At 70.8% G+C, this 22,644-nt stretch carries 15 protein-coding genes; 8 read left to right on the top strand and 7 right to left on the bottom strand.

The features are described from left to right. The first annotated feature begins 50 nt into the window (after nucleotides 1–50). The 4 genes from ABZW17_RS14005 to fxsT all read left to right on the top strand — a co-directional run bounded on the left by ABZW17_RS14005 (nucleotide 51) and on the right by fxsT (nucleotide 8,005). Complete coding sequence (locus ABZW17_RS14005; RefSeq protein WP_354813162.1) at nucleotides 51–944, top strand: hypothetical protein; 894 nt, start codon at nucleotides 51–53, stop codon at nucleotides 942–944. A gap of 135 nt (nucleotides 945–1,079) precedes the next feature. Beyond that, nucleotides 1,080–2,516 carry a hypothetical protein gene (locus ABZW17_RS14000; RefSeq protein ID WP_354813160.1) on the top strand — a complete coding sequence of 479 codons (1,437 nt, stop codon included), beginning with the start codon at nucleotides 1,080–1,082 and terminating at the stop codon, nucleotides 2,514–2,516. Next, nucleotides 2,506–3,564, top strand: a complete 1,059-nt coding sequence (locus tag ABZW17_RS13995) for an AAA family ATPase (protein ID WP_354813361.1) — start codon at nucleotides 2,506–2,508, stop codon at nucleotides 3,562–3,564. Before ABZW17_RS14000 ends, ABZW17_RS13995 begins: the two co-directional genes overlap by 11 nt. Before the next feature lies 1 nt (nucleotide 3,565). Further along, a complete protein-coding gene (fxsT, locus tag ABZW17_RS13990) occupies nucleotides 3,566–8,005 on the top strand; it encodes an FxSxx-COOH system tetratricopeptide repeat protein (protein WP_354813158.1) in 4,440 nt (1,479 codons plus the stop codon). Here fxsT and ABZW17_RS13985 read toward each other — a convergent pair whose 3' ends face one another. The 3 genes from ABZW17_RS13985 to ABZW17_RS13975 form a co-directional block, all read right to left on the bottom strand. Next, a complete protein-coding gene (locus tag ABZW17_RS13985) occupies nucleotides 8,006–9,829 on the bottom strand; it encodes an HEXXH motif domain-containing protein (RefSeq protein WP_354813156.1) in 1,824 nt (607 codons plus the stop codon). Between the two features lie 15 nt (nucleotides 9,830–9,844). Continuing rightward, complete coding sequence (locus ABZW17_RS13980; protein ID WP_354813154.1) at nucleotides 9,845–10,039, bottom strand: hypothetical protein; 195 nt, start codon at nucleotides 10,037–10,039, stop codon at nucleotides 9,845–9,847. Between the two features lie 95 nt (nucleotides 10,040–10,134). After that, nucleotides 10,135–11,313, bottom strand: coding sequence for a TetR/AcrR family transcriptional regulator (locus ABZW17_RS13975; RefSeq protein ID WP_354813152.1), 1,179 nt, complete (start codon nucleotides 11,311–11,313; stop codon nucleotides 10,135–10,137). Nucleotides 11,314–11,471: 158 nt separating this feature from the next. On the opposite strand from ABZW17_RS13975, the gene ABZW17_RS13970 reads away from it, so the two are divergent. Both ABZW17_RS13970 and ABZW17_RS13965 read left to right on the top strand, forming a co-directional pair. Continuing rightward, nucleotides 11,472–12,683 (top strand): acetyl-CoA C-acetyltransferase, encoded by a 1,212-nt coding sequence (locus ABZW17_RS13970; protein WP_354813150.1) that lies wholly within the window; start codon nucleotides 11,472–11,474, stop codon nucleotides 12,681–12,683. Between the two features lie 8 nt (nucleotides 12,684–12,691). Next, complete coding sequence (locus ABZW17_RS13965) at nucleotides 12,692–14,863, top strand: 3-hydroxyacyl-CoA dehydrogenase NAD-binding domain-containing protein (protein ID WP_354813148.1); 2,172 nt, start codon at nucleotides 12,692–12,694, stop codon at nucleotides 14,861–14,863. A 42-nt stretch (nucleotides 14,864–14,905) separates the two neighbouring features. Here the strand turns inward: ABZW17_RS13965 and ABZW17_RS13960 are convergent, their stop codons facing one another. Then, nucleotides 14,906–15,493, bottom strand: a complete 588-nt coding sequence (locus tag ABZW17_RS13960; protein ID WP_354813146.1) for a flavin reductase family protein — start codon at nucleotides 15,491–15,493, stop codon at nucleotides 14,906–14,908. A 105-nt stretch (nucleotides 15,494–15,598) separates the two neighbouring features. Between ABZW17_RS13960 and ABZW17_RS13955 the strand changes: the two genes are divergently transcribed. Beyond that, the gene (locus tag ABZW17_RS13955; RefSeq protein WP_354813144.1) at nucleotides 15,599–17,935 is read left to right on the top strand and encodes a GH92 family glycosyl hydrolase; all 2,337 of its coding nucleotides are present in this window, start codon (nucleotides 15,599–15,601) and stop codon (nucleotides 17,933–17,935) included. 170 nt (nucleotides 17,936–18,105) lie between these two features. Here ABZW17_RS13955 and ABZW17_RS13950 read toward each other — a convergent pair whose 3' ends face one another. From ABZW17_RS13950 to ABZW17_RS13940, 3 genes are all read right to left on the bottom strand, one after another. After that, on the bottom strand, nucleotides 18,106–20,157 hold the full coding sequence (locus tag ABZW17_RS13950; protein WP_354813142.1) for an MMPL family transporter: 2,052 nt from the start codon (nucleotides 20,155–20,157) through the stop codon (nucleotides 18,106–18,108). 114 nt (nucleotides 20,158–20,271) lie between these two features. Further along, nucleotides 20,272–20,937, bottom strand: a complete 666-nt coding sequence (locus ABZW17_RS13945; RefSeq protein WP_354813140.1) for a response regulator transcription factor — start codon at nucleotides 20,935–20,937, stop codon at nucleotides 20,272–20,274. 7 nt (nucleotides 20,938–20,944) lie between these two features. After that, nucleotides 20,945–22,012 carry a sensor histidine kinase gene (locus ABZW17_RS13940; protein WP_354813138.1) on the bottom strand — a complete coding sequence of 356 codons (1,068 nt, stop codon included), beginning with the start codon at nucleotides 22,010–22,012 and terminating at the stop codon, nucleotides 20,945–20,947. 92 nt (nucleotides 22,013–22,104) lie between these two features. On the opposite strand from ABZW17_RS13940, the gene ABZW17_RS13935 reads away from it, so the two are divergent. Then, on the top strand, nucleotides 22,105–22,593 hold the full coding sequence (locus ABZW17_RS13935) for a DUF3761 domain-containing protein (RefSeq protein WP_354813360.1): 489 nt from the start codon (nucleotides 22,105–22,107) through the stop codon (nucleotides 22,591–22,593). Nucleotides 22,594–22,644: the final 51 nt, after the last annotated feature.

The raw sequence follows: 22,644 nt of genomic DNA, 5'->3' as shown, positions 1-22,644 counted from the left end.
GAGCGTGCATGGGTCTGAAACAATGAGCCCGGGACGTGGGGAGGTGGGTCGTGCATTCCTCTGCGGCCGCGCTGCACCGGACGATCATGGCCGTGGACGTCGCCGGGTACAACGATCCCGGCCGGACCCTGGTCCACCTGCGCGAGGTGCACGAGGGCCTTTGGGCGGTCCTCAAGGGCACCTTCGCCGAGACCGGCATCCCCTGGGACGTCTGCTTCGTGGAGAACACCGGCGACGGCGCGTTGATCCTGCTGCCGCCCGAAATCGCGAAGGCGGACCTCGTCGCGCAGCTGCCCGAACGCATGCACGCCGAGCTGCGCCGCTACAACGCCGTCCATTCCGACGGCGCGCGGATCCAGCTGCGCCTCGCCCTGCACGCCGGTGAGGTGCAGCAGGGCAGCCACGGCTCGGTCGGCAAGGCCGTCAGCTTCACCTTCCGGTTGCTCGACGCTCCGGAGGCCAAGGTCGCGCAGAAGGCCACCGGTGCCGAACTCGCCCTGCTGGCCTCCGACACCTTCTACCACGACGTCGTGGTGGAGGACCCGGCGGCGGCACCCGCCGATTACCGGCGGATCCCGGTTTCGGTCAAGGAAACCACGACGGTCGCCTGGCTGCGCCTGCTCGGTGCCCCGCCACTGCGCCAGTCCGACGCGGCGGACGATTTCCCGGCGCTGGTCGACGCGATGATGGCCGTGCCGTGCATCCGGGGTGCGGAAAGCCGCCGGCTGTTGTTGGAAATGTTCCCGCGCCGGGAAATCGCGGACCAGGTTTCCTACCAGTCCCAGGACCGCCTCCACGTGATCGCGCTGGCGAGGACGTGCCTGCGGTTCGAGGACGGGCTGCGCCGCCTGTTGGAGGTGGTCCGGACCCTGGACCCGGAATCACCGCAGGCCGGGCGGCTCGCCGAACTCGTCGAACGGTGGCCCGGGAGCGCCGCTCGCTGAGCAATGTCCAGCTTTTGCCCTTCAGGCGGAAGCGGAACTGGGTAAACTCACGATTTCCCGGGCGGGGAGGTGGTTCGTCAGGTGTCGTCTGGGCTGAGACGGGCCACGGTGGGGATAGCGGTCCGCAAGGCGTTGGTGGACGTCCTGGTCGAAGCGGGCTTCGCCGACGACAGATCCATCCGCTCCCTGATGCTCGGCGAACTCCGGGCCGCGCTCAAGGTGCCGTTCGCCATTTCGGATCAGCTGACCGCGCGTGACCAGCTGATCGAGATCGTGAACATCTGCAGCCGGGTCGACGACGGAATGGCCATCCTGGCCGCGGTGCTCGAACTGATGCGGCCGGGCACGCCGGAGTACGCGGAAGTGCACCGGCTGGTCTCGGCGCTGCCGGTGCACGACGTGGTGCCGGAGGCCGAACAGGAACGGCTGCGGCGGTGGCTGGCCGGGTTCACGCCGTCGGGCCTGGTCGCCGCGGCCCGCCAGGCCGCGCGGAACTCCGCGCCACCGCCGAAGTTCGAGGACGCCTGGGCGGCCTTCTGCTGCCTTGCGGACTTCAACGCCGCGCCGGGCGAGCTGCCGCCGGCGTTGATCTTCGTCGAACTGATCGCCGCGGAGTGCGCGGAGGCGCGCCGCGGGCCCCTGCGCGACTGGACGAACGGGCAGGCGCGCCGCTACCGGCTCGACGCCGCACTCGCAGATCTCCGCGCCCGGCTCGCGCAAACCCGGCGCCAGGGCGGGAAACTGCACCTGATGATCGTCGTCCAGCCGGACGGGATCGAACCCGACCGGTACCTCGTGTGCTCGTGGCGCCAGGACGAGCCGGACGAGTGGCCGCCGCCGTGCGGCGAAAGCGTCCTCGTGCGGACTCCCGACCTCGAGGACCACGTCGACGATCTCGTCCTCCAGGCGGAACGGGCCTGGTCCGGGCGGGCGGCCGACGTCGTGCTGGAATTCGTCCTGCCGCGTTCGCTGTTGAACATTCCCGTGCACACGTGGGCGACCGAGCGGCGTTCCGGTGACCCGCAACCGCTCTTCCTGTCCTATCCGATCGTCGTCCGATCGCTGGAACGGATGAACTCGCGCCAATGGCACCGGAGATGGCGGGTGCGGTGGTCGGCGCTGATGACCGATCCTTCGGTGGATCGGGTGTATTTCTGCCGGGAGAAGGACACCGAAGAGCAGCTCCGGCTGGGGGCCATCCTGAGTGACCAGCAGTGGGTCATGATGGTGCTCAGCGAGTCGCCGCCGGTCCGCCCCATTCCCGGGCATGATCAGCTTTTCACGGCATTCCGGGCGGGCCTTCCGGCCCTTGTCTGGCACCCGAGTGCCGGTTCGGATGTCTTGCGTGAGGTGGTAGCCTGGCTTGTCGGTGGCGATCGATTGGGGGATTTGCCTGCCCGGACGCAAGAGTCCCGTCAGGCGGTTTTCCAGGGCCGGCAGGTACCGTTCGATATCGACGTTTTCCGTGACCTGGTGGTGTTGTGGGACGACCCGAGCCGGCTGGTGTTCCTTGGCGACGACGTACCGGACCCTTCCGAGCAGGGAGGATTCGGTGACAACCGTGCATCCTGACGGGCCACCCGACTGGTGGATCTACCGCGGAACCGGCCGGCCGTTGCAGGACGTCGTGCTCGCCGAACGGTTGCCGCCCGCGCCGCCGTGGCGCTCCTTCACCGGCGGCCCGTTGCCGGAACTGGATCTCGTCCCGCCGGACGATGGCGAAGCGGACCGCAGGCTGGGCCTGGAACACCACCTCTCGGCGCGGCACGTCGACCCGCACGAGGTCGAGATGGTCAACGCGGCGTTGTACCTCCGCCGTCCGCTGCTCGTCACCGGGCGCCCGGGAAGCGGTAAATCGACATTGGCCTATCGCATTTCGCGGGAACTGGGCCTGGGGCGGGTACTCCGGTGGCCGATCACGTCGCTGACCACGTTGAAATCGGGTCTGTACGGCTATGACGCGATCGGCCGCGCGCAGGCCGCCGGCACCCGATCGGCCGTTTCCGCTGCGCCGTCCGGCGAGCACCCCGATCCACCGATCGGGGAATTCGTCCGGCTCGCGGAACTCGGCACCGCATTCCTGCCGCGGCGGCTGCCGCGCGTGCTCCTGATCGACGAGCTGGACAAATCCGATTCGGATCTCCCGCACGATCTCCTGAACGTCTTCGAAGACGGCGAATTCACCATTCCCGAGCTGGCCAGATCCGCCCGGCGTTCGCCGCTGGTCGAGGTGTTCACCGCCGATCCGAACGGCACCGCGGTGCTCAAGGGCGGCCGGGTCGCGTGCGCGGCGTTCCCGGTCGTCGTCATCACGAGCAACGGCGAGCGCGATTTCCCGCCCGCGTTCCTGCGCCGGTGCCTGCGGTTCGAAACGAAGGACCCGGACACCGAGCAGCTCGCCGCGATGGTGGCGGCGCACGCGGTCGACCCGGGCAACGAGCACCGGTCCCGGCTGATCGAGGAGTTCGTCGCCCGCAGCGCGGCGCTCGGCGGCCTGCCCGCGGACAAGCTGCTCGACGCGGTTTACCTGGCCACTTCCGGTGCCTACTCGGAAAACGGCGACTCGTGGCCGCGGCTCGTGGACGCGTTGTGGCGCCAGCTGAACTCCCTGGTGTCGTGAAATGGCGGGCGGACCGGCAGGCGTTCCGGACGCCCACGACCTGACGTGGCGAGAGCTCGCCGACGCGCTGCTGCTGGCGTCGGTGATGCGGGGCAGCCCGCCGAAGCCGGCGCCGGCGAGTGCGTACCGGCCGCCCGGCACGGCAGGCCCTTCGGTCACCGATCCGGGTGAACCCGGGGTGTCCGGCGAACCCGGTGGTGCGCCGGGGCCGTCGTCGGCCCCGGGTGACCGCGTCGAACTGGTGGGCGTGACCGTGCAGAGCGGCCGGACCGCGTCTGGCGATCCGCGAGCGCCGTCGGTGCCCGCGGTGGTGTTCCCGTTCGGGCCCGAGGAAACCGAGGTCGCGCCGGCCCCGCCCGCTTTGCCGCGGCAGGCGGAGCTGATCCGGGCTTTGCGGCCGTTCAAGCAGAAGGTGCGATCGCTGCGCGAGGAAGACGTCGAACTCGACGAAGCCAGGACGGCCGAGAACGCGTCCGAGACCGGGCGCTGGTTCCCGATCACGACGCAGGGCAGGCGGCGGTGGCTCGACCTGACCGTCGTCATCGACGCCGCGCCGTCGCTGGCCCTCTGGCGTTCGACCGTCGCCGACTTCGTCACGCTCCTGGAGCGGCTGGGCGCCTTCCGGTCCGTCCAGCTCCGCCTGCTGGACACCGGGAAGGCCGGCTACGCCGAGGACGGGACGGTGCTCGGCCCGGTGCTGCGCGGCGGCACGTCGGACACCCCGGCCCGCGGTCCCGCCGAACTGCTGGACCCGTCCGGCAGCCGGGTGGTGCTCGTGCTGACCGACGGCGTCGGCGATGCCTGGCGCCGAGACCTGGTCTCGCCGGTGCTCGCGCTGTGGGCGCGCGCGATGCCGGTCGCGATCGTGAACCTGATGCCGCAGCGGCTCTGGCGTCGCGGCGGCCTGGAACTGCACCGCGCGCTCGTGACGGTCCGCGGCGCGCTCCGCCCGAACCGCCGCTACCACTGGGATCTGCTCGACGGCTGGCTGGATCCCGAAGGCACCGAAGAGCTCAAGACGGGCGCGGTGCCGGTGCCCGTGCTGGAACTGGGGCCACGCTGGCTGCGCTGGTGGGCGGGCCTGGTCACCGGCGGCGGGGAAGGCCTGACGTCGAAGGTGCTGCTGGCCCGCGACCGGCCGCGCGTGGCCGAGGTGGCCGACGAACCCGCCGAAGCGCCTTCGGCCCGCGACCGCGTGAAACGGTTCCGCAGCTTGGCGTCGCCGCCGGCCTACCGGCTGGCCACGCTGCTCGCCGCCGTCCCGGTCAGCGTCGGCGTCGCCCGCGCGTTGCAGACGAAGCTGGTCAGCGACTCGGGCCCGGCGCACCTGGCCGAGGTCTTCACCTCCGGCCTGCTCGAACCGGCCGGGGACGGCAGTTCGTGGGAGGACGCCGGCTGGCGGATCCCGGCGCAGGTGCGCGAAGTCCTCCTCAGCGGCGCGCGGCGTTCGGAGACCGTGCGCGCGGTCGACACGGCGCTGCAGCGCTTCGGCGGTGACCACCCCGCCCTGAATCGGTTGCGGGAGGCGCTGATCGAACCCGACAGCACGCCCGACCCGGACCCGGCGGCCGACACCGCCGAGGACGTCGCCCTCGAACGGGCGGTGATGCGGGCCCTTTCCGGGCCGTATCTGTCCCGGGCCGACCGACTCGACACGATCGAGGCAGAGGCACAAGTCGGCCCGGGTCGCGACCGATCAAGGCTTAGAGACAGCAGCACGACGATCACAGAGAACGAACCGGTGAGTGACACGATGTCCCAGGCGCCCGATAGCGCGGTTCTCCGGAACCACCCCGATGCAACCCAGCCCGTCGCCGGCCCGCCGGCGGACGACGTGGCGGTGACCGAGCTGCCCCCGCGGTCGCGGGCCGAGGTGGTGGCCAAGGTCCGGGCGACCGAACGCCACGAGCGGCGCCCCGGCGAGGAAGCGCCGCCGGTCTGGGGCGCGATCCCGCCGCGCAACGCGAACTTCACCGGTCGCCGGGAGCTGCTCGACCAGCTGGGGCAGCGCCTCGGCGTCGGGACCACCGCCGTGCTGCCCGCCGCGCTGCACGGCATGGGCGGTATCGGGAAGACGCAGATGGCGGTCGAGTACATCTACCGGCACCTGCAGGACTACGAGGTCGTCTGGTGGATCCAGGCGACCCAGCCGACGGCGATCCGCACGTCGCTGACCGAGCTCGCCCAGCACCTGCGGCTGGAGGGCGCCGACGAGGCGATCACCGCGGTGCCCGCCGTGCTCGAAGCCCTCCGGATCGGCGCGCCCTACCGGCGCTGGCTGCTCGTGTTCGACTCCGCGGAGGACCCCGACGTGGTCCGGCCGTTCTTCCCGGTCGGCGGCACCGGCGAAATCCTCGTGACGTCGCGGAACCCGGACTGGGCCGGGATCGCGCGTCCGCTCGAAGTCGCCGTGTTCGAGCGCGAGGAGAGCAAGCTGCTGCTCGGCCGCCGCGGTCCCGAGCTGGCCGACGAGGACGCGGACCGGATCGCCGAAAAGCTCGGCGACCTGCCGCTGGCGATCGAGCAGGCGGCCGCCTGGCTGGCCGAGACCGGGATGTCGGCCGAGGAGTACCTGCGGCTGTTCGACGAGAAGGTCGCCGAAATCCTCGACACCTCGAAACCGCGCGACTACGAGGTTTCCGTCGCCGCGGCGTGGAACGTGTCGTTCGACGAACTCAGCTCGCGCAGCCCGGCGGCCCACCAGCTGCTGCAGGTGTGCGCGTTCTTCGCCCCGGAGCCCATCACCCGCAGCCTGTTCGCCGGCGTCCGCGGGGTGTCGATCTCCCCGGAACTCGACGCCGCCCTGCGCGACCCGATGCGGCTCGCCCGCGCGGTCCGCGACATCAACCGCTACGGCCTCGCGAAGATCGACCACCGCAGCGACACGATCCTGCTGCACCGGCTGGTCCAGCTGGTGCTGCGCAACCGGATGAGCGACCAGCACCGGCTCGAGATGCGCCACGGTGCGCACATGCTGCTGGCGAACCTGGACCCGAACGACCCGTCCTCGCCCCGGCAGTGGCCGCGCTACCAGGAGGTGCTGCCGCACATCAACGATGCGGAACTCGTCGAGTGCACCGACGGGTGGGTGCGGCAGCTGGTCATCAACCTGTTCCGGTTCCTGCACCACTGGGGTGACCACCAGGGCGCGCTGAACCTGGCCGAGCTCGCCGTCAGAACGTGGGAGAAGGACCGGCTGGCCCGCGCCGAGCGAGGCGAAGAACCGCTGGACGATCCGCCGCTGCAGGAGCTGGAGGCGTCGGAGCGGCTGGCCTACTACCAGTGGTCGCTGGGCAAGTACACCAAGGCGGCGGAGACGAGTCAGCGCACGCTGAGCCGGTACCTCGAGGCGAAGGGCCAGGACAGCGAGGAGACGCTCAACGCACAGTTGACCTACGCGCTCATCCTCAAGGCGAAGGGGCAGTTCGCGGACGCGCGGCGGTACAACGAAGAGACGTACCTGAAGGCGCGGGGCCTGTTCGGCCAAGACGACCCGATCGCCCTCGTCGCCGCGCACGACTTCGTCATCGCGCTGCTGCTCACCGGCGAGTACCAGCGGGCAAGCGAGCTCGCCGAGGACACCTACAACCGGCGCGTCGAAGTCTTCGGCTTCGACAACGTCACGACCATCGGCACCCAGGTGCTGATGGTCATCGCCAAGCGTGAGCTGGGTGACTACGCGTGGGCGCGGATCGAGCTGGAGAACATCGCCGAGCGGGCGCAACAGCTCTACGGCGGCGACAGCGTCGGCACCCTGCGCCGCCGGTACTACCAGGCCGTGGCGACCCGCAAGGACGGCGACCACGAAGCGGCCCGCGCGTTGTCCGCGGATGCGCTGCGGCGGTTCAGGATCCGGTACGGCAACCGGCATCCGAACGCGATGGCGTGCGCGCTCGGGCACTCGATCGACCTGCGGCACGCTCGGGAGTTCGGCAAGGCGCGCTCGCTGGGTGAACAGGTTTTCGACCTCTACCGCGAAAGCCTGGGCGAGAAACACCCCCACACCCTGTCCGCGGCGCTCGACCTCGGCGTGAGCCTGCGGTTGTCCGGTGATCCGGCGAGTGCGCGAGTGCTGGACGAGCGGTCGCTCGAGGAGTTCCGCAGCCAGCTCGGCGAGGACCACCCGCACACGATCGTGTGCGCGATCAACGTCGCGAGCGACCTGTTCGCGCTCGACCGGATCGACGAGGCGGCCGTCATGGACGCCGATCTACTCGAGCGGACTCGCCGCGTGCTGGGCACCGACCACCCGACCACGCTGGCAGTCCAGCTGAACCGGTCGATCGACCTGCGCGTGCTGGGCGAGACGGCGGAGGCGGACCGGCTCTACGAGGACGTGATGGTCCGGTACCGGCTGGTGCTGAGCGAAGACCACCCCGGCACGATCAACGCGTCCCAGGGAATCCGGGCCGACTGCGACATCGACCCGATGCCGATGTAGTCAGTTCGTGAAGCGGCCGATCCACCCGGCGACCGATTCGACGGGTGGAGCCGTGCCGGTGTCGTCGCGGAGCAGGCGGTGCACCGCCCGGACCAGTTCCGGGCGGTGCAGCAGGGCCCGGGACGCGGGGCCGGCGCTGCGTGCGGCGAGGGCCAGCCCGAGGCCCACCAGCGCGCACGGATCGTCGGGTTCCCGCGACAGCAGCCTGCGGTAGCCGGTGACGGCGTCCTCCGCGCGTCCCGCTGCCCAAGCGAGATCCCCCTCCGTCACGCCGGGCACCGCGGGGCCCCGGTTCGCCAGCGCGGTTTCGCCGCCGGGACCGAGCCGGAGCCGGAGGAGGTCCGTGCGGGCGTCGTGCCACGGGCCGTCCGGGACGGGGGTCGGGTCTCGCAGTTCCGGCAGCGGCCCGGCGCCGGGGCGCGACCGGCCTGCCCGCCACGCAGCTGCGAGCGTGTCGGCCGTCGCCGGATCCGGGCGCAGGTGACGAATTCGCCAGGCCGCGTAGTGATCCCTTGCTGCCGCGACGGCCCACGTGGCCGGTCCTGGCGCGACGGGTTCGTCCTGCCACGGTTCGAGCCGTTCCGCGACGCCGTCGAGGAATCGCCGGCCGGCCGTGGTGAGGCTCGGATCCGCGCGCATCACCTTGAGCGTGCGCCAGGTCTGGGCCCGCCACAGCGCGAATTCGAACGCGGCGAGCTGGTCGTCCGGCTCGGCGGCGGCGAGGGCGCGCCAGAACATCGTCACGCCGAAGAAGGCGTAGATCCCGTGCAGCACACCGCCGATGGGACGCGGATCTTCTCGCCACGGCGCGTAAAACCGCTCCCGCGGATCGTCCACGTAGAGCCGGGCCAGGTGCAGCAGCCCGCCGAGCCGGATGTGCTGGAACTCGTGCACCAGGGCGGCCGCGAGGGTCGGGGCGTGGTCGCCGTAGGCGATGATGGCGCTGCCGAACGCCTCGCCGGTCGACGCACTGGGCAGCCGGAACGGGACGGCCGGATCGGGGACCAGCGAGTCGAGCCCTTCCGGGAGCGTGTCGGCGAGGCCGGGCAGCAGGGTGGCCAGCAGGTGCCAGGCATCGCCGAGAGCCGTGCGCCACGCCTCGGTCTCCACCGACGTCAGCCGGCGCGGCGGCAGCGGCTCGTACAGTCCTCGGTAGGGATCGAGGTCGTCGAGCCGGACGGCCAGCCGCCGCTCGCCCGACCACATCACCGCTTCGCGGACCCCCCACCAGCCGGGGGCGTCGGTGGTGCGGTCCTTGGGAAGCCGCACGAGCGAACCCTGGTTCTCCACCTTCGCTTCGCCGTTGCGGCAGCTCACCCGCGCCACCGAAAACGGGGCGTCGGTGCGGAGGGTCGCCATTCCCAGCGTCGGCAGGGAAACCTTTCCCTGCCAAACCGGGACTTCCGTCTCGAACGGGAGTCCGGCGCGGATCGCCGCGGCGGCCGCGAGGGCGTGGACATGCCCGATATGCACCCAGAACGGGCAGACCCCGGTGACGTCCTGGCGGCACAACCGGGTCGTGTAGCCGGCCCAGCTGCCGGTGTAGGGGTGCGCGAGAATCAGCTCGATCTCCGCGGGCGCAACGCGTTCGACCCTGGCGAGCAATTCCCAGGCCGTTTCGGGCGAGGGCAGCGGGGTGAACAGATCGGCCGATTTGGTCGTCTGGTCGATCAGCGAGCGCAGCAGCAGGAGCCGGCGGCTGCGTTCCGCCGCCCGGAGTCCGCGGACCGGACCCGGGTCGCCCTCGGACCGGGCGAGCGAGTCGAAGTCCGGCCACGGGAGATGGTGCGTGCCGAGTCCGAGGGCGTTTTGGCCGTTGGGCACCGGAAGTACCGCCTCTCAATCGACCCGTTTCGCGCCCTGGCCCTCGCTTGCCGTCACCGGGATGTAGGTGACCCTTTCGACCGCATGCCGTAACGCCTTGCGCAATTCGCTGCCGTCGAGGGTGCGCAGCCGCGCGAGCGACACGCCGCCGAGGTCGAGAAGCTCCGAATCGATTCCCGCTTCTCCGCCCGAGCGCGGTTGCTGCGTCACGATTTCCCCTCTCGCAGGGAGAACGGACCCCGTCGGCCCGGTTTCATTGTCCCGCATTCCGAGCGGTTGCGACAGGGACGGAGGCCGTGCGCCGATCAGCCGACGCCGAGCGCGGTGTGGAGCAACGTCGTCAGCTCGGCCTCGAAGTTCGCGCGGGAGGCCACGCGGCGGGTGCGGGCCAGGTCGTTAGCGATCGTTAACGCTGCATGGACTGTAATTTTCGCTTCGCGCGCGGGCAGCTCCGGGCGCACTGCCGAAAGCAACGTCACCCACTGGCCCACGTAGCCGCGTTGCACCCGCAGCAGGTCTGCCTTGTCGCGGTCCGGCATCGTCACCCGGTCCGCCGAGAACGACACCAGCAGCTCCGGCGTGTGCAGGATCGTGTGCACGTACGACGCAGCCAGCCGGCGCAACGCCGTGTGCTCGTCCGGTGCGCGGAGGGCCTGCTCGGCCGCCAGCGCCAGGCGGTCCGCCGCGCGGTGGCCGATGGCCACCATCAGTGCCGCCTTGCTCGGGAAGTGGCGGTAGACGCTCGGGCCCGCGATGCCCGCGGCCGCTCCGATGTCCTCCATGCTGACGTCGTGGAAGCCGCGCTGGGCGAACAGTGCCGTTGCCTCCGCCAGGACCTGCTCGCGGCGCGACGGCGTGCCCAGGCTCAGCACCGGGGACGGCGGCTCGGAGGACGGCGCCGGGAGTGTGGCGTTCAGCACAGCCCACGCCAGCTCGACCAGCAGCGCGGCGAACCGGCGGCGCGCCACCGACGTGTGGTGCACCGACACGCTCCCGAACACTGATAGAGCCGCCCAGCAGAGCAGCTCCGCGTCCTCGGCCGGCAGCTCCGGGCGCTGCACGAGCAGCACCTTCGACCACGCTGTCAGCGCCAGCGTCGACCGGCGCGCGATCTCGCGCTGGTCTCCCTTCGGGAGGTGACGTCCCTCCCAGCGCCAGAGCGCCGCGATCTCGCGACGCTCGACCGCCTGCGTCGCGAGCCGTCCGAGCAGGTCTTTCAGCTGTCCGTCGGGTGGAGCCGAGTCCGACAGCGCCTCCGCCGTCGCCGCCTCCAGGTCCTCGAAACCACTCAGGACGACGTACGCCAGGATCGCCTGCTTGTCCGCGAAGTGGCGGTACAACGCCGGCCCGGTCACGCCGGCCGCGTCCGCGATGTCCTTGATGCCGACGCCGGGGAAGCCCCGCGCGCGGAACAGCTCCGCCGCCACCGCGGCCAGCTGGGCCTTGCGGTCGCGGGGGCGCGAGCTGCGTTCGACGTCGGTCATGGTGAGTGAACGATAGCGGCTCATGGCACACCTGCAACCCATTGACACCATGGGGTTATCCGGCGATATGTTAATGGGCATTAGCCCTACTGGCCGGTATAGTCGGCCGTGACACGGCTAGGCACAACGACGTCCGAAACGCTCGCGAGGAGTAGTCAGTGAGTAGCGAGGCCTACATCTACGAGGCGATCCGCACGCCTCGCGGCAAGAACAAGGGCGGTGCCCTGCACGGCACCAAGCCGGTCGACCTGGTGGTCGGTCTAATCAACGAACTGAAGGTCCGCCACCCGAACCTCGACCCGAAGGCGATCGACGACATCGTCCTGGGCGTCGTCTCCCCGGTCGGCGAGCAGGGCGCGGTCATCGCGCGCACCGCCGCGCTGAACGCCGGCCTGCCCGAAACCGTCGCGGGCGTGCAGCTCAACCGCTTCTGCGCCTCCGGTCTCGAGGCCACCAACACCGCCGCGCAGAAGGTCCGCTCCGGCTGGGACAACCTGATCATCGCCGGCGGCGTCGAGTCGATGTCGCGCGTGCCGATGGGCTCCGACGGCGGCGCGCTGTTCATGGACCCGGCCACCGCGTACGACAACTACATCGTCCCGCAGGGCACCGGCGCCGACCTGATCGCGACCATCGAAGGCTTCTCCCGCGAGGACGTCGACCGCTGGGCCGTCCGCTCGCAGGACCGCGCCGAGGCGGCCTGGTCCGGCGGCTACTTCGCCAAGTCCGTCGTCCCGGTCAAGGACATCAACGGCGTCACCGTCCTGGACCACGACGAGCACCGCCGTCCCGGCTCGACCGTCGAGGGCCTCGGCAAGCTCAAGCCCGCCTTCGCCGGCATCGGCGAGCTGGGCGGCTTCGACGCCGTCGCGCTGCAGAAGTACCACTCGGTCGAGCGCATCAACCACGTCCACACCGGCGGCAACTCCTCCGGCATCGTCGACGGCGCCGCGCTGGTCCTCGTCGGCTCCGAGCAGGTCGGCAAGACCTTCGGGCTGACCCCGCGCGCCCGGATCGTGGCGACCGCGTCGATCGGCTCCGAGCCGACGATCATGCTCACCGGCCCCACGCCGGCCACCGAGAAGGTCCTGAAGGCCGCGGGCCTCAAGCCCGAGGACATCGACCTGTGGGAGCTCAACGAGGCGTTCGCGTCCGTCGTGCTCAAGTGGATCAAGGACCTGCACCTCGACGAGGACAAGGTCAACGTCAACGGCGGCGCGATCGCCATGGGCCACCCGCTCGGCGCCACCGGCGCGATGCTGGTCGGCACCGTGGTCGACGAGCTGGAACGCCGCCAGGCGCGCCGCGCCCTGGTGACCCTGTGCATCGGCGGCGGCATGGGCGTCGCGACCATCATCGAGCGGGTGTGAGGACCACAATGGCCGAGAGCAAGACCATCCGCTGGGAGCAGGACTCCGACGGCATCGTCACCCTGACCCTGGACGACCCGAACCAGTCGGCGAACACGATGAACGCCGCCTTCCGCGAGTCGCTCGGCGTCACGGTGGACCGCCTGGAGGCCGAGAAGGACTCCATCACCGGCGTGGTGATCACGTCCGCGAAGAAGACGTTCTTCGCCGGCGGCGACCTGAACGACCTCATCCAGGCGAAGCCCGAGAACGCGGTCGAGCTGACCGAGGGCAGCGGCGCGATGAAGGGCCAGATGCGCCGCATCGAGCAGCTCGGCAAGCCGGTCGTCGCGGCGATCAACGGCGCCGCGCTCGGCGGTGGCCTGGAGATCGCGCTGGCGACGCACCACCGCATCGCCGCCGACGTCAAGGGCAGCCAGATCGGCCTGCCCGAGGTGACGCTGGGCCTGCTGCCCGGCGGCGGTGGCGTCGTGCGCACCGTGCGCCTGCTCGGCATCCAGAGCGCGCTGCTGAACGTCCTGCTGCAGGGCCAGCGGCACCGTCCGGCCAAGGCGCTGGAGCTCGGCCTGGTGCACGAGCTCGTCGGCACGGTCGAGGAGCTCGTCCCCGCCGCGAAGGCGTGGATCAAGGCGAACCCCGAGGGCGGCGTGCAGCCGTGGGACGTCAAGGGCTACAAGATCCCGGGCGGCACCCCGTCGAACCCGAGCTTCGCGGCCAACCTGCCGGCGTTCCCGGCGAACCTGCGCAAGCAGATCAAGGGCGCGAACATGCCGGCGCCGCGGGCGATCCTGGCCGCCGCGATCGAGGGCGCGCAGGTCGACTTCGACACCGCGATCCAGATCGAGACGCGTTACTTCATCCACCTCGCGACCGGCCAGGTCTCGAAGAACATGACGAAGGCGTTCTTCTTCGACCTGCAGACCATCAACTCCGGCGGTTCGCGTCCCGACGGCTTCGAGAAGTACACCGCTAAGAAGGTCGGCGTCCTCGGTGCCGGGATGATGGGCGCCGCTATCGCGTACGTGTCGGCGAAGGCCGGCATCGACGTCGTCCTCAAGGACGTCTCGCAGGAGGCGGCCGAGAAGGGCAAGGGCTACGCGGAGAAGCTCGAGCAGAAGGCCCTCTCGCGCGGCAAGACCACACAGGAGAAGTCGGACGCGCTGCTGGCGAAGATCAAGCCGACCGGTGACCCGGCCGACTTCGCGGGCGTCGACTTCGTCATCGAGGCCGTGTTCGAGAGCGTCGAGCTGAAGCACAAGGTGTTCGGCGAGATCGAGAGCGTCGTCAACGCCGACGCGGTGCTGGGTTCCAACACCTCGACGCTGCCGATCACCACCCTCGCCGAGGGCGTGCAGCGCACCGAGGACTTCATCGGGATCCACTTCTTCTCGCCGGTGGACAAGATGCCGCTGGTCGAGATCATCTGCGGCGAGAAGACGTCGCCGGCGACGCTGGCGAAGGTCTTCGACTACACGCTGCAGATCAAGAAGACCCCGATCGTCGTCAACGACAGCCGCGGCTTCTTCACCTCGCGCGTGATCGGCACGTTCATCAACGAGGCCGTCGCCGCGCTGGGCGAGGGCGTCGAGCCGGCGTCGATCGAGCAGGCGGGTTCGCAGGCCGGCTACCCGGCGCCGCCGCTGCAGCTGATGGACGAGCTGACGCTGACCCTGCCGCGCAAGATCCGCAAGGAGACCCGCGAGGCGATCGAGGCCGCGGGCGGCACGTGGAAGGCGCACGCGTCGGAGACCGTGATCGACCGGATGGTCGAGGAGTTCGACCGCAAGGGCCGCTCGACGGGCGCGGGCTTCTACTCCTATGGAGAAGACGGCAAGCGGACCGGCTTGTGGCCGGGTCTGCGCGACGCGTTCAAGTCCGGCTCGGCGCAGGTGCCGTTCGAGGACCTCAAGGAGCGGATGCTCTTCGCCGAGGCCCTGGAGACGGTCAAGTGCTTCGACGAGGGCGTGCTGACGTCGGTGGCCGACGCCAACATCGGCTCGATCTTCGGCATCGGCTTCCCGGCGTGGACGGGCGGTGTCATCCAGTACATCAACCAGTACGAGGGTGGCCTGCAGGGCTTCGTCGACCGGGCCCGTGAGCTGGCCGCCCGCTACGGCGACCACTTCGAGCCGCCGCAGTCGCTGGTGGACAAGGCCGCCAAGGGCGAGATCTACGAATAAGTGCAGTCACTGAAGGGGCTCTCCCGGCCGGGGAGGGCCCCTTCAGCGTGTCTCGGACCGGAAGGTGTGCCCGAGTTCGGCGCCGAGCCCGAAGTAGTGCCGGAAGTTGTAGATCAGCGGACTCCACGCCTTCGGGTCGACGTGCTCGGTGCCCGGCACCACCAGGCTCGGCTCCGCGTGCACCGCGAGCACCTCGGCTTCGACGATCAGAAACTCCCGGCCGGTGTCCGATTGCCCTATCACTGTTCGAGCCTCCAGCTGCAGCGGACACTCCGCCACCCGCGGCGGGCGCACGAGCCGCGACGGTACCGGCGTCAACCCCGCAGCCTCGAACTTCGCCGGCTCGTGGCGGAACATCGGCTTGGTCTCCGGGACCGGAGTGCGACCGGTCAGCGGCGCGAGCCGCTCGACGGCCTCCCACTGCTCCGGAGCGGGCAGGTTGACGACGACGTCCGGACGCGCGCGCAGGTTGTGCGCGGTCTGCCCGTCGGCGGCGATCCCGAGCACCACCGTCCAGCCGAGCGCCCACGCCGACGACATCGGGGCGAGGTTCGCGCTGCCGTCGTCGTTCTCGGTGCTGAGCAGCACCACCGGCGTGCCGAAGTACAGGATGCGGGGCTTGATCTCCATGACCGCGAACGTAGGCGCCGGAGCGTTCGCCGCGGGCCGAAGTGTCCGGCAGGTTGTCCGTTTGCGTTCGCCCGAAAGCCACTGAACGCGCGTTAACCTCCGCCCATGCGCCGTCCTGTCACGGTGGTACTCGCCGCCGCCCTCCTCGCGTCGACGTTGACAACGATGTCAACGGCCGCCGACCTCAGCCCCGCCGACTTCGTCGACCCGCTCATCGGCTCGGCGGGCGACGGCAACACCTATCCCGGTGCGACCGCGCCGTTCGGGATGCTCGCCTGGAGCCCGACCAGCACCCGCGGCGACCAGACCTCGACCGGTGCCGCCAACGGCTACCAGTACGACACCACCCGCATCCGCGGTTTCAGCCTCACCCACGTCAACGGCGCCGGCTGCAACCCGGGCGCCGCCGGCGACGTGCCGATCCTGCCCTTCGCCGGCGACGTCACCTCCTCGCCGACCGCCGATACCACCGACGCCGTCTACGCGAGCAACTTCAGCCACGCCGACGAAGCCGCAACGCCGGGACGATACCGTCTCGGCCTGCAGAACGGCGTCACGACGGACGCGGCCGCGAGCGAACGCTCCGCGGTCGTCGCCCTGCACTACCCGCAGGGCAAATCCGCGTCCCTGCTCTTCCGCACGTCGAACTCGCTCAACGGCAGCGAAGACGCCGCGACCCACCTCGACCCGGCGAACCGCGCGGTGACCGGGTCCGTGCTCACCGGCGCGTTCTGCGGCCGCCGCGCGAACGGCGGCGTCAACAACCGCAAGTCCTACTACCGGCTGTACTTCACCGCGCGGTTCGACCAGCCCTTCGCCGGCACCGGGACGTGGAAGGACGCAACCCTCCAGCCCGGCGGCCTGGACCAGACCGGCGGCGAAGGCTACGCGACCGGCAAGGACCGCGCCGGACGCGGCTCGGGCGGCTACGTCACCTTCGCGCCCGGCAGCGACGTCACCATGCGGATCGCGATCTCGTACGTCTCCCTCGAAGGCGCGGAACGCAACCTGCGGACCGAGCAATCGGACAGGTCCACGGTGGAGAGCATCGCCGCGAGGACGAAGAAGGCCTGGAACGCCGAGCTGAGCCGCGTGGACGTCGGCGGGGGCACGGCGAACCAGCGGATCGTCTTCACCACCGCGCTGTACCACAGCTTCCAGCAGCCCAATGTCGTCAGCGACGTCGACGGCCAGTACCCGGGCATGGACCGGCAACCCCACCGCGTCGAGCGCGGGCAGGACGCGCAGTACTCGAACTTCTCCGGCTGGGACCAGTACCGCGCGCAGGTGCAGCTGCTGGCGTTGCTGGAACCGCGCGTGGCCGGGAACTTCGTACAGTCGCTGTACAATTACGCCCGCCAGAACGACGGCGTCTGGGACCGCTGGGTGCACGTCAACGGCGCAACGCACGTGATGACCGGCGACCCTTCCGCAGCGACAGTCGCGACGATCTACGCCATGGGCGTGCGCAACTTCGACTACCGCGGCGCGTTCGACTCGCTGTACCGGCAGGCGACCGTGCCCCGGCCGGAGGGCCTGCAGGACGGCGGCTGCCCCGGCCAGTGCGTCGGCCAGCGGCCGAATCTCGCGCAGTACCTGACGTCGCACTACGCACCCAACGACGTCTGCCACTGCTGGGGCGGCGCCGCCGAGACGCTCGAAGACGCCGTCGCCGACTCGGCAATCGGACATTTCGCGGAGCTGCTGGGCCGCACGCGCGAAGCTGCGGAACTGCACGCGCGGGGCGCGTACTGGCGGAACGTCTTCAATACCGCCACCGGGTACGCGCAGGCACGCAACGTCGACGGCGGCTGGGTGACCCCGTTCGACCCCGCGAGCGACCGCGGCTTCGCGCAGGGAAGCGCGGCGGCCTACACCTGGATGGTCCCGCAGGACGTGTCCGGGCTCGCCGACGCCATGGGCGGCAAGGCCGCCGCGGTCACCCGCCTCGACGGCTTCTTCCACGACGCGAGCGGGAACTGGCAGCTCAAGGGCGGCGGCCCGCTCAAGTACGACCCGACGAACGAGCCCGACATCCACGCTCCGTGGCTGTACAACGAGCTCGGGCAGCCGGCGAAGACGCAGGAGACCGTCCGGCAGCTGGTGAACACCGTCTACACGACCGGCCCGTCGGGACTGCCCGGTAACGACGACCTCGGCACGATGTCCGCCTGGTACGTCTTCGCCGCGCTCGGCCTCTACCCGCGGGCGCCGGGTACGGCGGAACTGCTGCTTTCGAGCCCGCTGTTCCCCAGCGCCGTGCTCCGGCCGGTGGGTGGCGCGCCGATCCGGATCACGACGTCCGGCAGCGGGAAGTACGTCGCCGACGTCCGGCGGTCCGGACGGCCGCAGCGGGACTGGAAGCTCGACGCGTCCTTCCTGCGGACCGGCGGCACGCTGGCGTTCCGCCTGTCCGAAGCACCGGCGGCCTGGGGGAGCTGACCGGCAAATCTGCCGCCGGCGGCCACGAAACCCCCAGGTCGCCGACCTCGCCGCGCACCCTTCCGCGTTCCCCCGTGATCGGTAGCTTCACTCGGCGCCGGGGATCCACGTCGGCCGGCGCGCGCCGAGGGGGAGGGGATGGCCGCCACGCTGTGGTGGCCATCCCCGCGTCACGGCTCCAGCGCGAGGTGCGGCAGCCGGCGGTCCAGCCACCGCGGCAGCCACCACGCCCGCGCGCCGAGCAGCCGCATCACCGCCGGGACGACCAGGCAGCGGATCACCAGCGCGTCCAGCAGCACCGCGACCGCCAGGCCCAGCCCGAACTGCGCCAGCATCCGCGACGGGTCGAGCAAGAACGCGCCGAACACCAGCACCATGATCGCGCCGGCCGCGGTGATGACGCCGCCGGTCGCGGCGAGCCCTTCGCGGACCGCCAGCCGCGCGTCGCCCGTGCGCCGCCATTCCTCGTGCATCCGCGACACGAGGAACACCTCGTAGTCCATCGACAGCCCGAAGACGATCGCGAAGATCATCACCGGCACGAATGCCTCGATCGGGCCGGGCTGCGCGCCGAACCAGCCGTCGCCGAACACCAGCGTCATCACACCGAGCGAGGCGCCGATGCTCAGCAGGTTGAGCAGGGCGGCCTTGAGCGGGACGAGGATCGACCGGAACACGACCATCAGCAGCAGCGCGGACAGCCCGACGACGACCAGCACGAACAGCGGCAGCCGATCGGCGACGGCGCCGGCGAAGTCGGTCGCGGCCGCGACCGAGCCTCCGACGAGGTAGTGACCCGGCAGTTTCGGGAGGACATCGGCCCTCAGGCGCGTTACGAGCTCGGCGGTCCCTTCGTCCTGTGGTGACGTCGTCGGGAACGCGAGGACGGTCCGACCCATCGGGGGCAGTGCGCGGGCGATACCCGGCGTCGACGCGAGCGTCTGCTGCACCGCGACGGGATCGCCGTCCACACTGATCACTGCTAGAGGGCCGGTGAAACCCGGTCCGAAACCCTCGGCCAGCAGGTCGTAAGCCTTCCGCGTGGTCGAGCCGGCGGGGTCGGTGCTCGCGTCGGCGAACCCGAGGCGCATTCCCGCGGCCGGGATCGACAGTCCGATGAGGAGGAGCAGGCCGATCGCCAGCGGCGCTGCGGGACGTCGCTGGACGCCGTCCGCGAGCCGCCGCCAGACCTTGCCGTGGTCGCGTTTCGCGGCGTGCCGGCGGATGCCGCGCTCGAGCCGCTTGCCGAACAGCGACAGCAGCGCGGGCAGGAGCGTCACCGACGCGAGCATCGTCATCAGGACGGTGAGCGCGACCGACAGCGCAACTCCGCGCAGCCCGCCGAGCCCGAGTGCGAGGAGGCCGAGCAGCGCGATGATCACCGTCGTCCCGGCGAACAGCACCGAGCGGCCGGCGGTGTCGAGCGCGCGCCGGGTGGCGGTGTCGCGGTCGTGCCCGGCGAGGATCTCCGTGCGGTAGCGCGAGAAGATGAGCAACGCGTAATCCACGCCGACGCCGAACCCGACCAGCATCATCAGCGGCGACGTGTAGCCGGCGATGTCGACGAAGTGCGAGACGACGGTGATCACCCCGAGCGTGCTGCCGACGGCGAACACCGCGGTGAGCACCGGCAACCCGGCCGCGAGCAGCGAGCGGAACAGGAACACGAGGATGACCAGTGCGGCGAGCAGCCCGACGCCTTCCGCGGGCCCGCCGCCGCCGGAGATCCGTTCGACCGGATCGCCGGCCAGCCCGACCTCGACGGGGCCGACCTGCTTCGCGGCGTCAGCGAACTTGACGATGTCGTCGTAGGGGAGGTCGGTCGACGCCGCGTCGAAGGTGACGGTGGCGTAGCCGATCCGCCCGTCGGGCGACAGCGTCTCGAACGGCTCGGTCACCGACCGCACGTGCGGCTGCAATCGGACATCGCCCAGCATGGTCTCTATCAGTGATCGATGCGTGGCGAGCCCGTCGTCGGCCTTCAGCACGATCTGCGCGCTCGCGCCGGCCTGCGCAGTCGTCTTGAGCAGGTCGACGACCTGCTGGGATTCGGTGCCGGGCAGTGAGTTGTCGTCGTGGAACGCGTCGCCGGTGAGGCGGGACGTGACCGTGACGCCGATGAGGACCAGCGCCCACAGTGCGACGGCGAGCCACCGGTGACGCTGCGCCCAGCCGGCCACACGGGCCAGGCTTCCCCCGGTGGGGCGAGTGATGGTGTCCATGGTGGACAAGGATTCGCGAAACCGGCCCTGCTCCGCGTCGCGCGCGGGAGGACACTTCCCCTGCTCCCGCCGGTGTCCCCTAAGGCGTTTCCCGTACTCCCGTGGGAGTACGGCTCAGGGCGTCAGCCAGCGCGGCGTCACCGCGCCCGACTCGTAGGCGAGGACGACGAGCTGCGCCCGGTCCCGCGTGCCGGTCTTGGTCATGATGCGGCTCACGTGCGTCTTCGCCGTCGCCGGGCTGAGCGTCAGCTCGCGGGCGATTTCGTCGTTCGACAGTCCGGACGCGACCAGGGACAGCACCTCGCGCTCGCGGTCGGTGAGCCGGTCGAGGGCCGGCGACGGCGCCGGGCGGGTGACGCGCGCGGCGAACTCCGCGATCAGCCGCCGGGTGATCGACGGCGCCAGCAGCGCGTCGCCGCGGGCCACCACCCGGACGGCGTGGATCAGCTCTTCGGGTTCGGTGTCCTTGACCAGGAAGCCGCTCGCGCCCGCGCGCAGTGCGCCGTAGACGTCTTCGTCGAGGTCGAACGTCGTGAGGATGACGACCTTCGTGTGCACGCTCGGGTCTTCCAGGAGGTGCCGGGTGGCGGCGAGGCCGTCGAGCACGGGCATGCGGATGTCCATCAGCACGACGTCCGGGTGGTGGTCGTGCGCGGCTTGCAGTGCTTCGCGCCCGTTCGCGGCCTCGGCCACGACGGCGATGTCGTCCTCACCATCCAAAATGGACCGGAATCCGGCGCGGACGAGCCGCTGGTCGTCGACGAGCAGGACCCGGATCATCGGCCCATCATCGCACCGGCAGCCGGGCGCGCACCCGGTAACCGCCGCCTTCGCGCGGAGCGGCGGTCACCTCGCCGCCGAGAGCCTGCGCGCGTTCGGTCATGCCGCGGATGCCGTTGCCCGCAGGCGCCGCACCGCCGCGGCCGTCGTCGTCGATCTGCACCGACAGTTCGTCGGTGCCGTAGCCGAGCCGGACGACGACGGTCTTCGCACCGGCGTGCTTGCTAACGTTCGTTAACGCCTCCTGCACCACCCGGAACGCGGCGTGCTCGACGGCCGGCGGCAGCTCGCGGGCAACGCCGTCGACCTCGGTGCGCACGGTCAACCCGGAGGCGGCGGCCGACTCCGCGAGTTCCGCGACCCGCTGGAGGCTCGGCCCGCCGGTCTGGCGGAGCATCCCGAGCGTTGCGCGCAACTCCTGGAGTGCGGTCTTGCTGGCGTCCTTGATCGCCCCGAGCGCCGCTAGGGCCTGTTCCGGGTCACGGCGGTGCAGTGCGGCGCCGGCCTGCACATTGATCAGTGATAGATGGTGACCGAGGATGTCGTGCAGCTCTCGCGCGATGCGCAGACGTTCGTCGGTGGCGCGCGCTCGCGCCTCGGCCTCCTTCGTGCGCTCCGCTTCGGCGCGGTAGTGCGCGACGGCGCCGCCTGCGACCAGGGCGACGAACCACCCGGTCATCAGGAAGAACGCGAAGTTGTCGACGTGCCGCCCGGTCCGCGAGCTGATCTCCCCGGCCGCGACACCGGCCATCGCGGCCACGACGAGCAACGCCGCCCCGCGAATCCGCCCGGCCGCGGCGGCGTTGTAGAGCGCGTACGCGAAGGCGAGCAGCACCAGGCCGTCGGGGTCGGTCAGCGGGTAGTAGAGCGCGCAGCAGACGAGCGCGAACGCGGCGACGCTCAGCGGGTACCGGCGCCGCAGGAACAGGGCGGCGCAGCAGAGGACGGTGAGCACCCACCCGGCCGCGGCGTGGTGAGCGGGCTTGGCGCCGTCGTTGAGCACGGCGAAGACCGAGCCGGCGAGCACCGCGACGACGACCGCGAACTCCGTCGCGTACCGCCGTAACCAGGACATACGGAAAGTCTAGGAGAACCGGCGTAACAGCCGGGCGCGTTCCGTCGACTCCTGCGCCATTACTTCGTCAGGTCAAGGGAGTCGGCGTGCGGATGAAGCTCGGAGCGGTGCTGGCCGCGGGTGTCCTGGTCGCCGGGTGCGGGGTCGGTTCGGTGCCGCCCAAGGACGCCGGCAATCTCGGGGTGGTCGCCCCCACGACGTCGGCGTACGCGATCCCGACGTACTCGGCGCCGTCCGAAACGCCGACGTCCGAAACGCCGACGTCCGAAACGCCGACGTCGGTTCCGGCGACGTCCGAAGCACCGGCGGTCACGACGACTCCGGCGGCTCCCCAGGTGGCCGCGCCGAAGACCACCCAGGCGCCGAAGCCGACCAAGACGCCGAAGACCACCGTCCCGGCCGCGCCGGCACCCGTCGAATGCGGCGCGGACTACTACCGGAACTCGGACGGCAACTGCGTCCACCGGCCCAGTGACAACCCGTCCGGCGCAACGGCGATCTGCAAGGACGGCACTTACAGCTACAGCCAGCACCGCTCCGGCACCTGTTCCGGACACGGAGGCGTGCGCACCTGGCTGTGACGAAACCGCCAGTCGTACGGAAACCCGTCACCCCGTAGGTACAGTGCATGA

This window comes from Amycolatopsis sp. NPDC004625 (assembly GCF_040609695.1).
Lineage (GTDB): Bacteria > Actinomycetota > Actinomycetes > Mycobacteriales > Pseudonocardiaceae > Amycolatopsis.
This window is presented reverse-complemented; position numbering and strand designations above follow the sequence as displayed.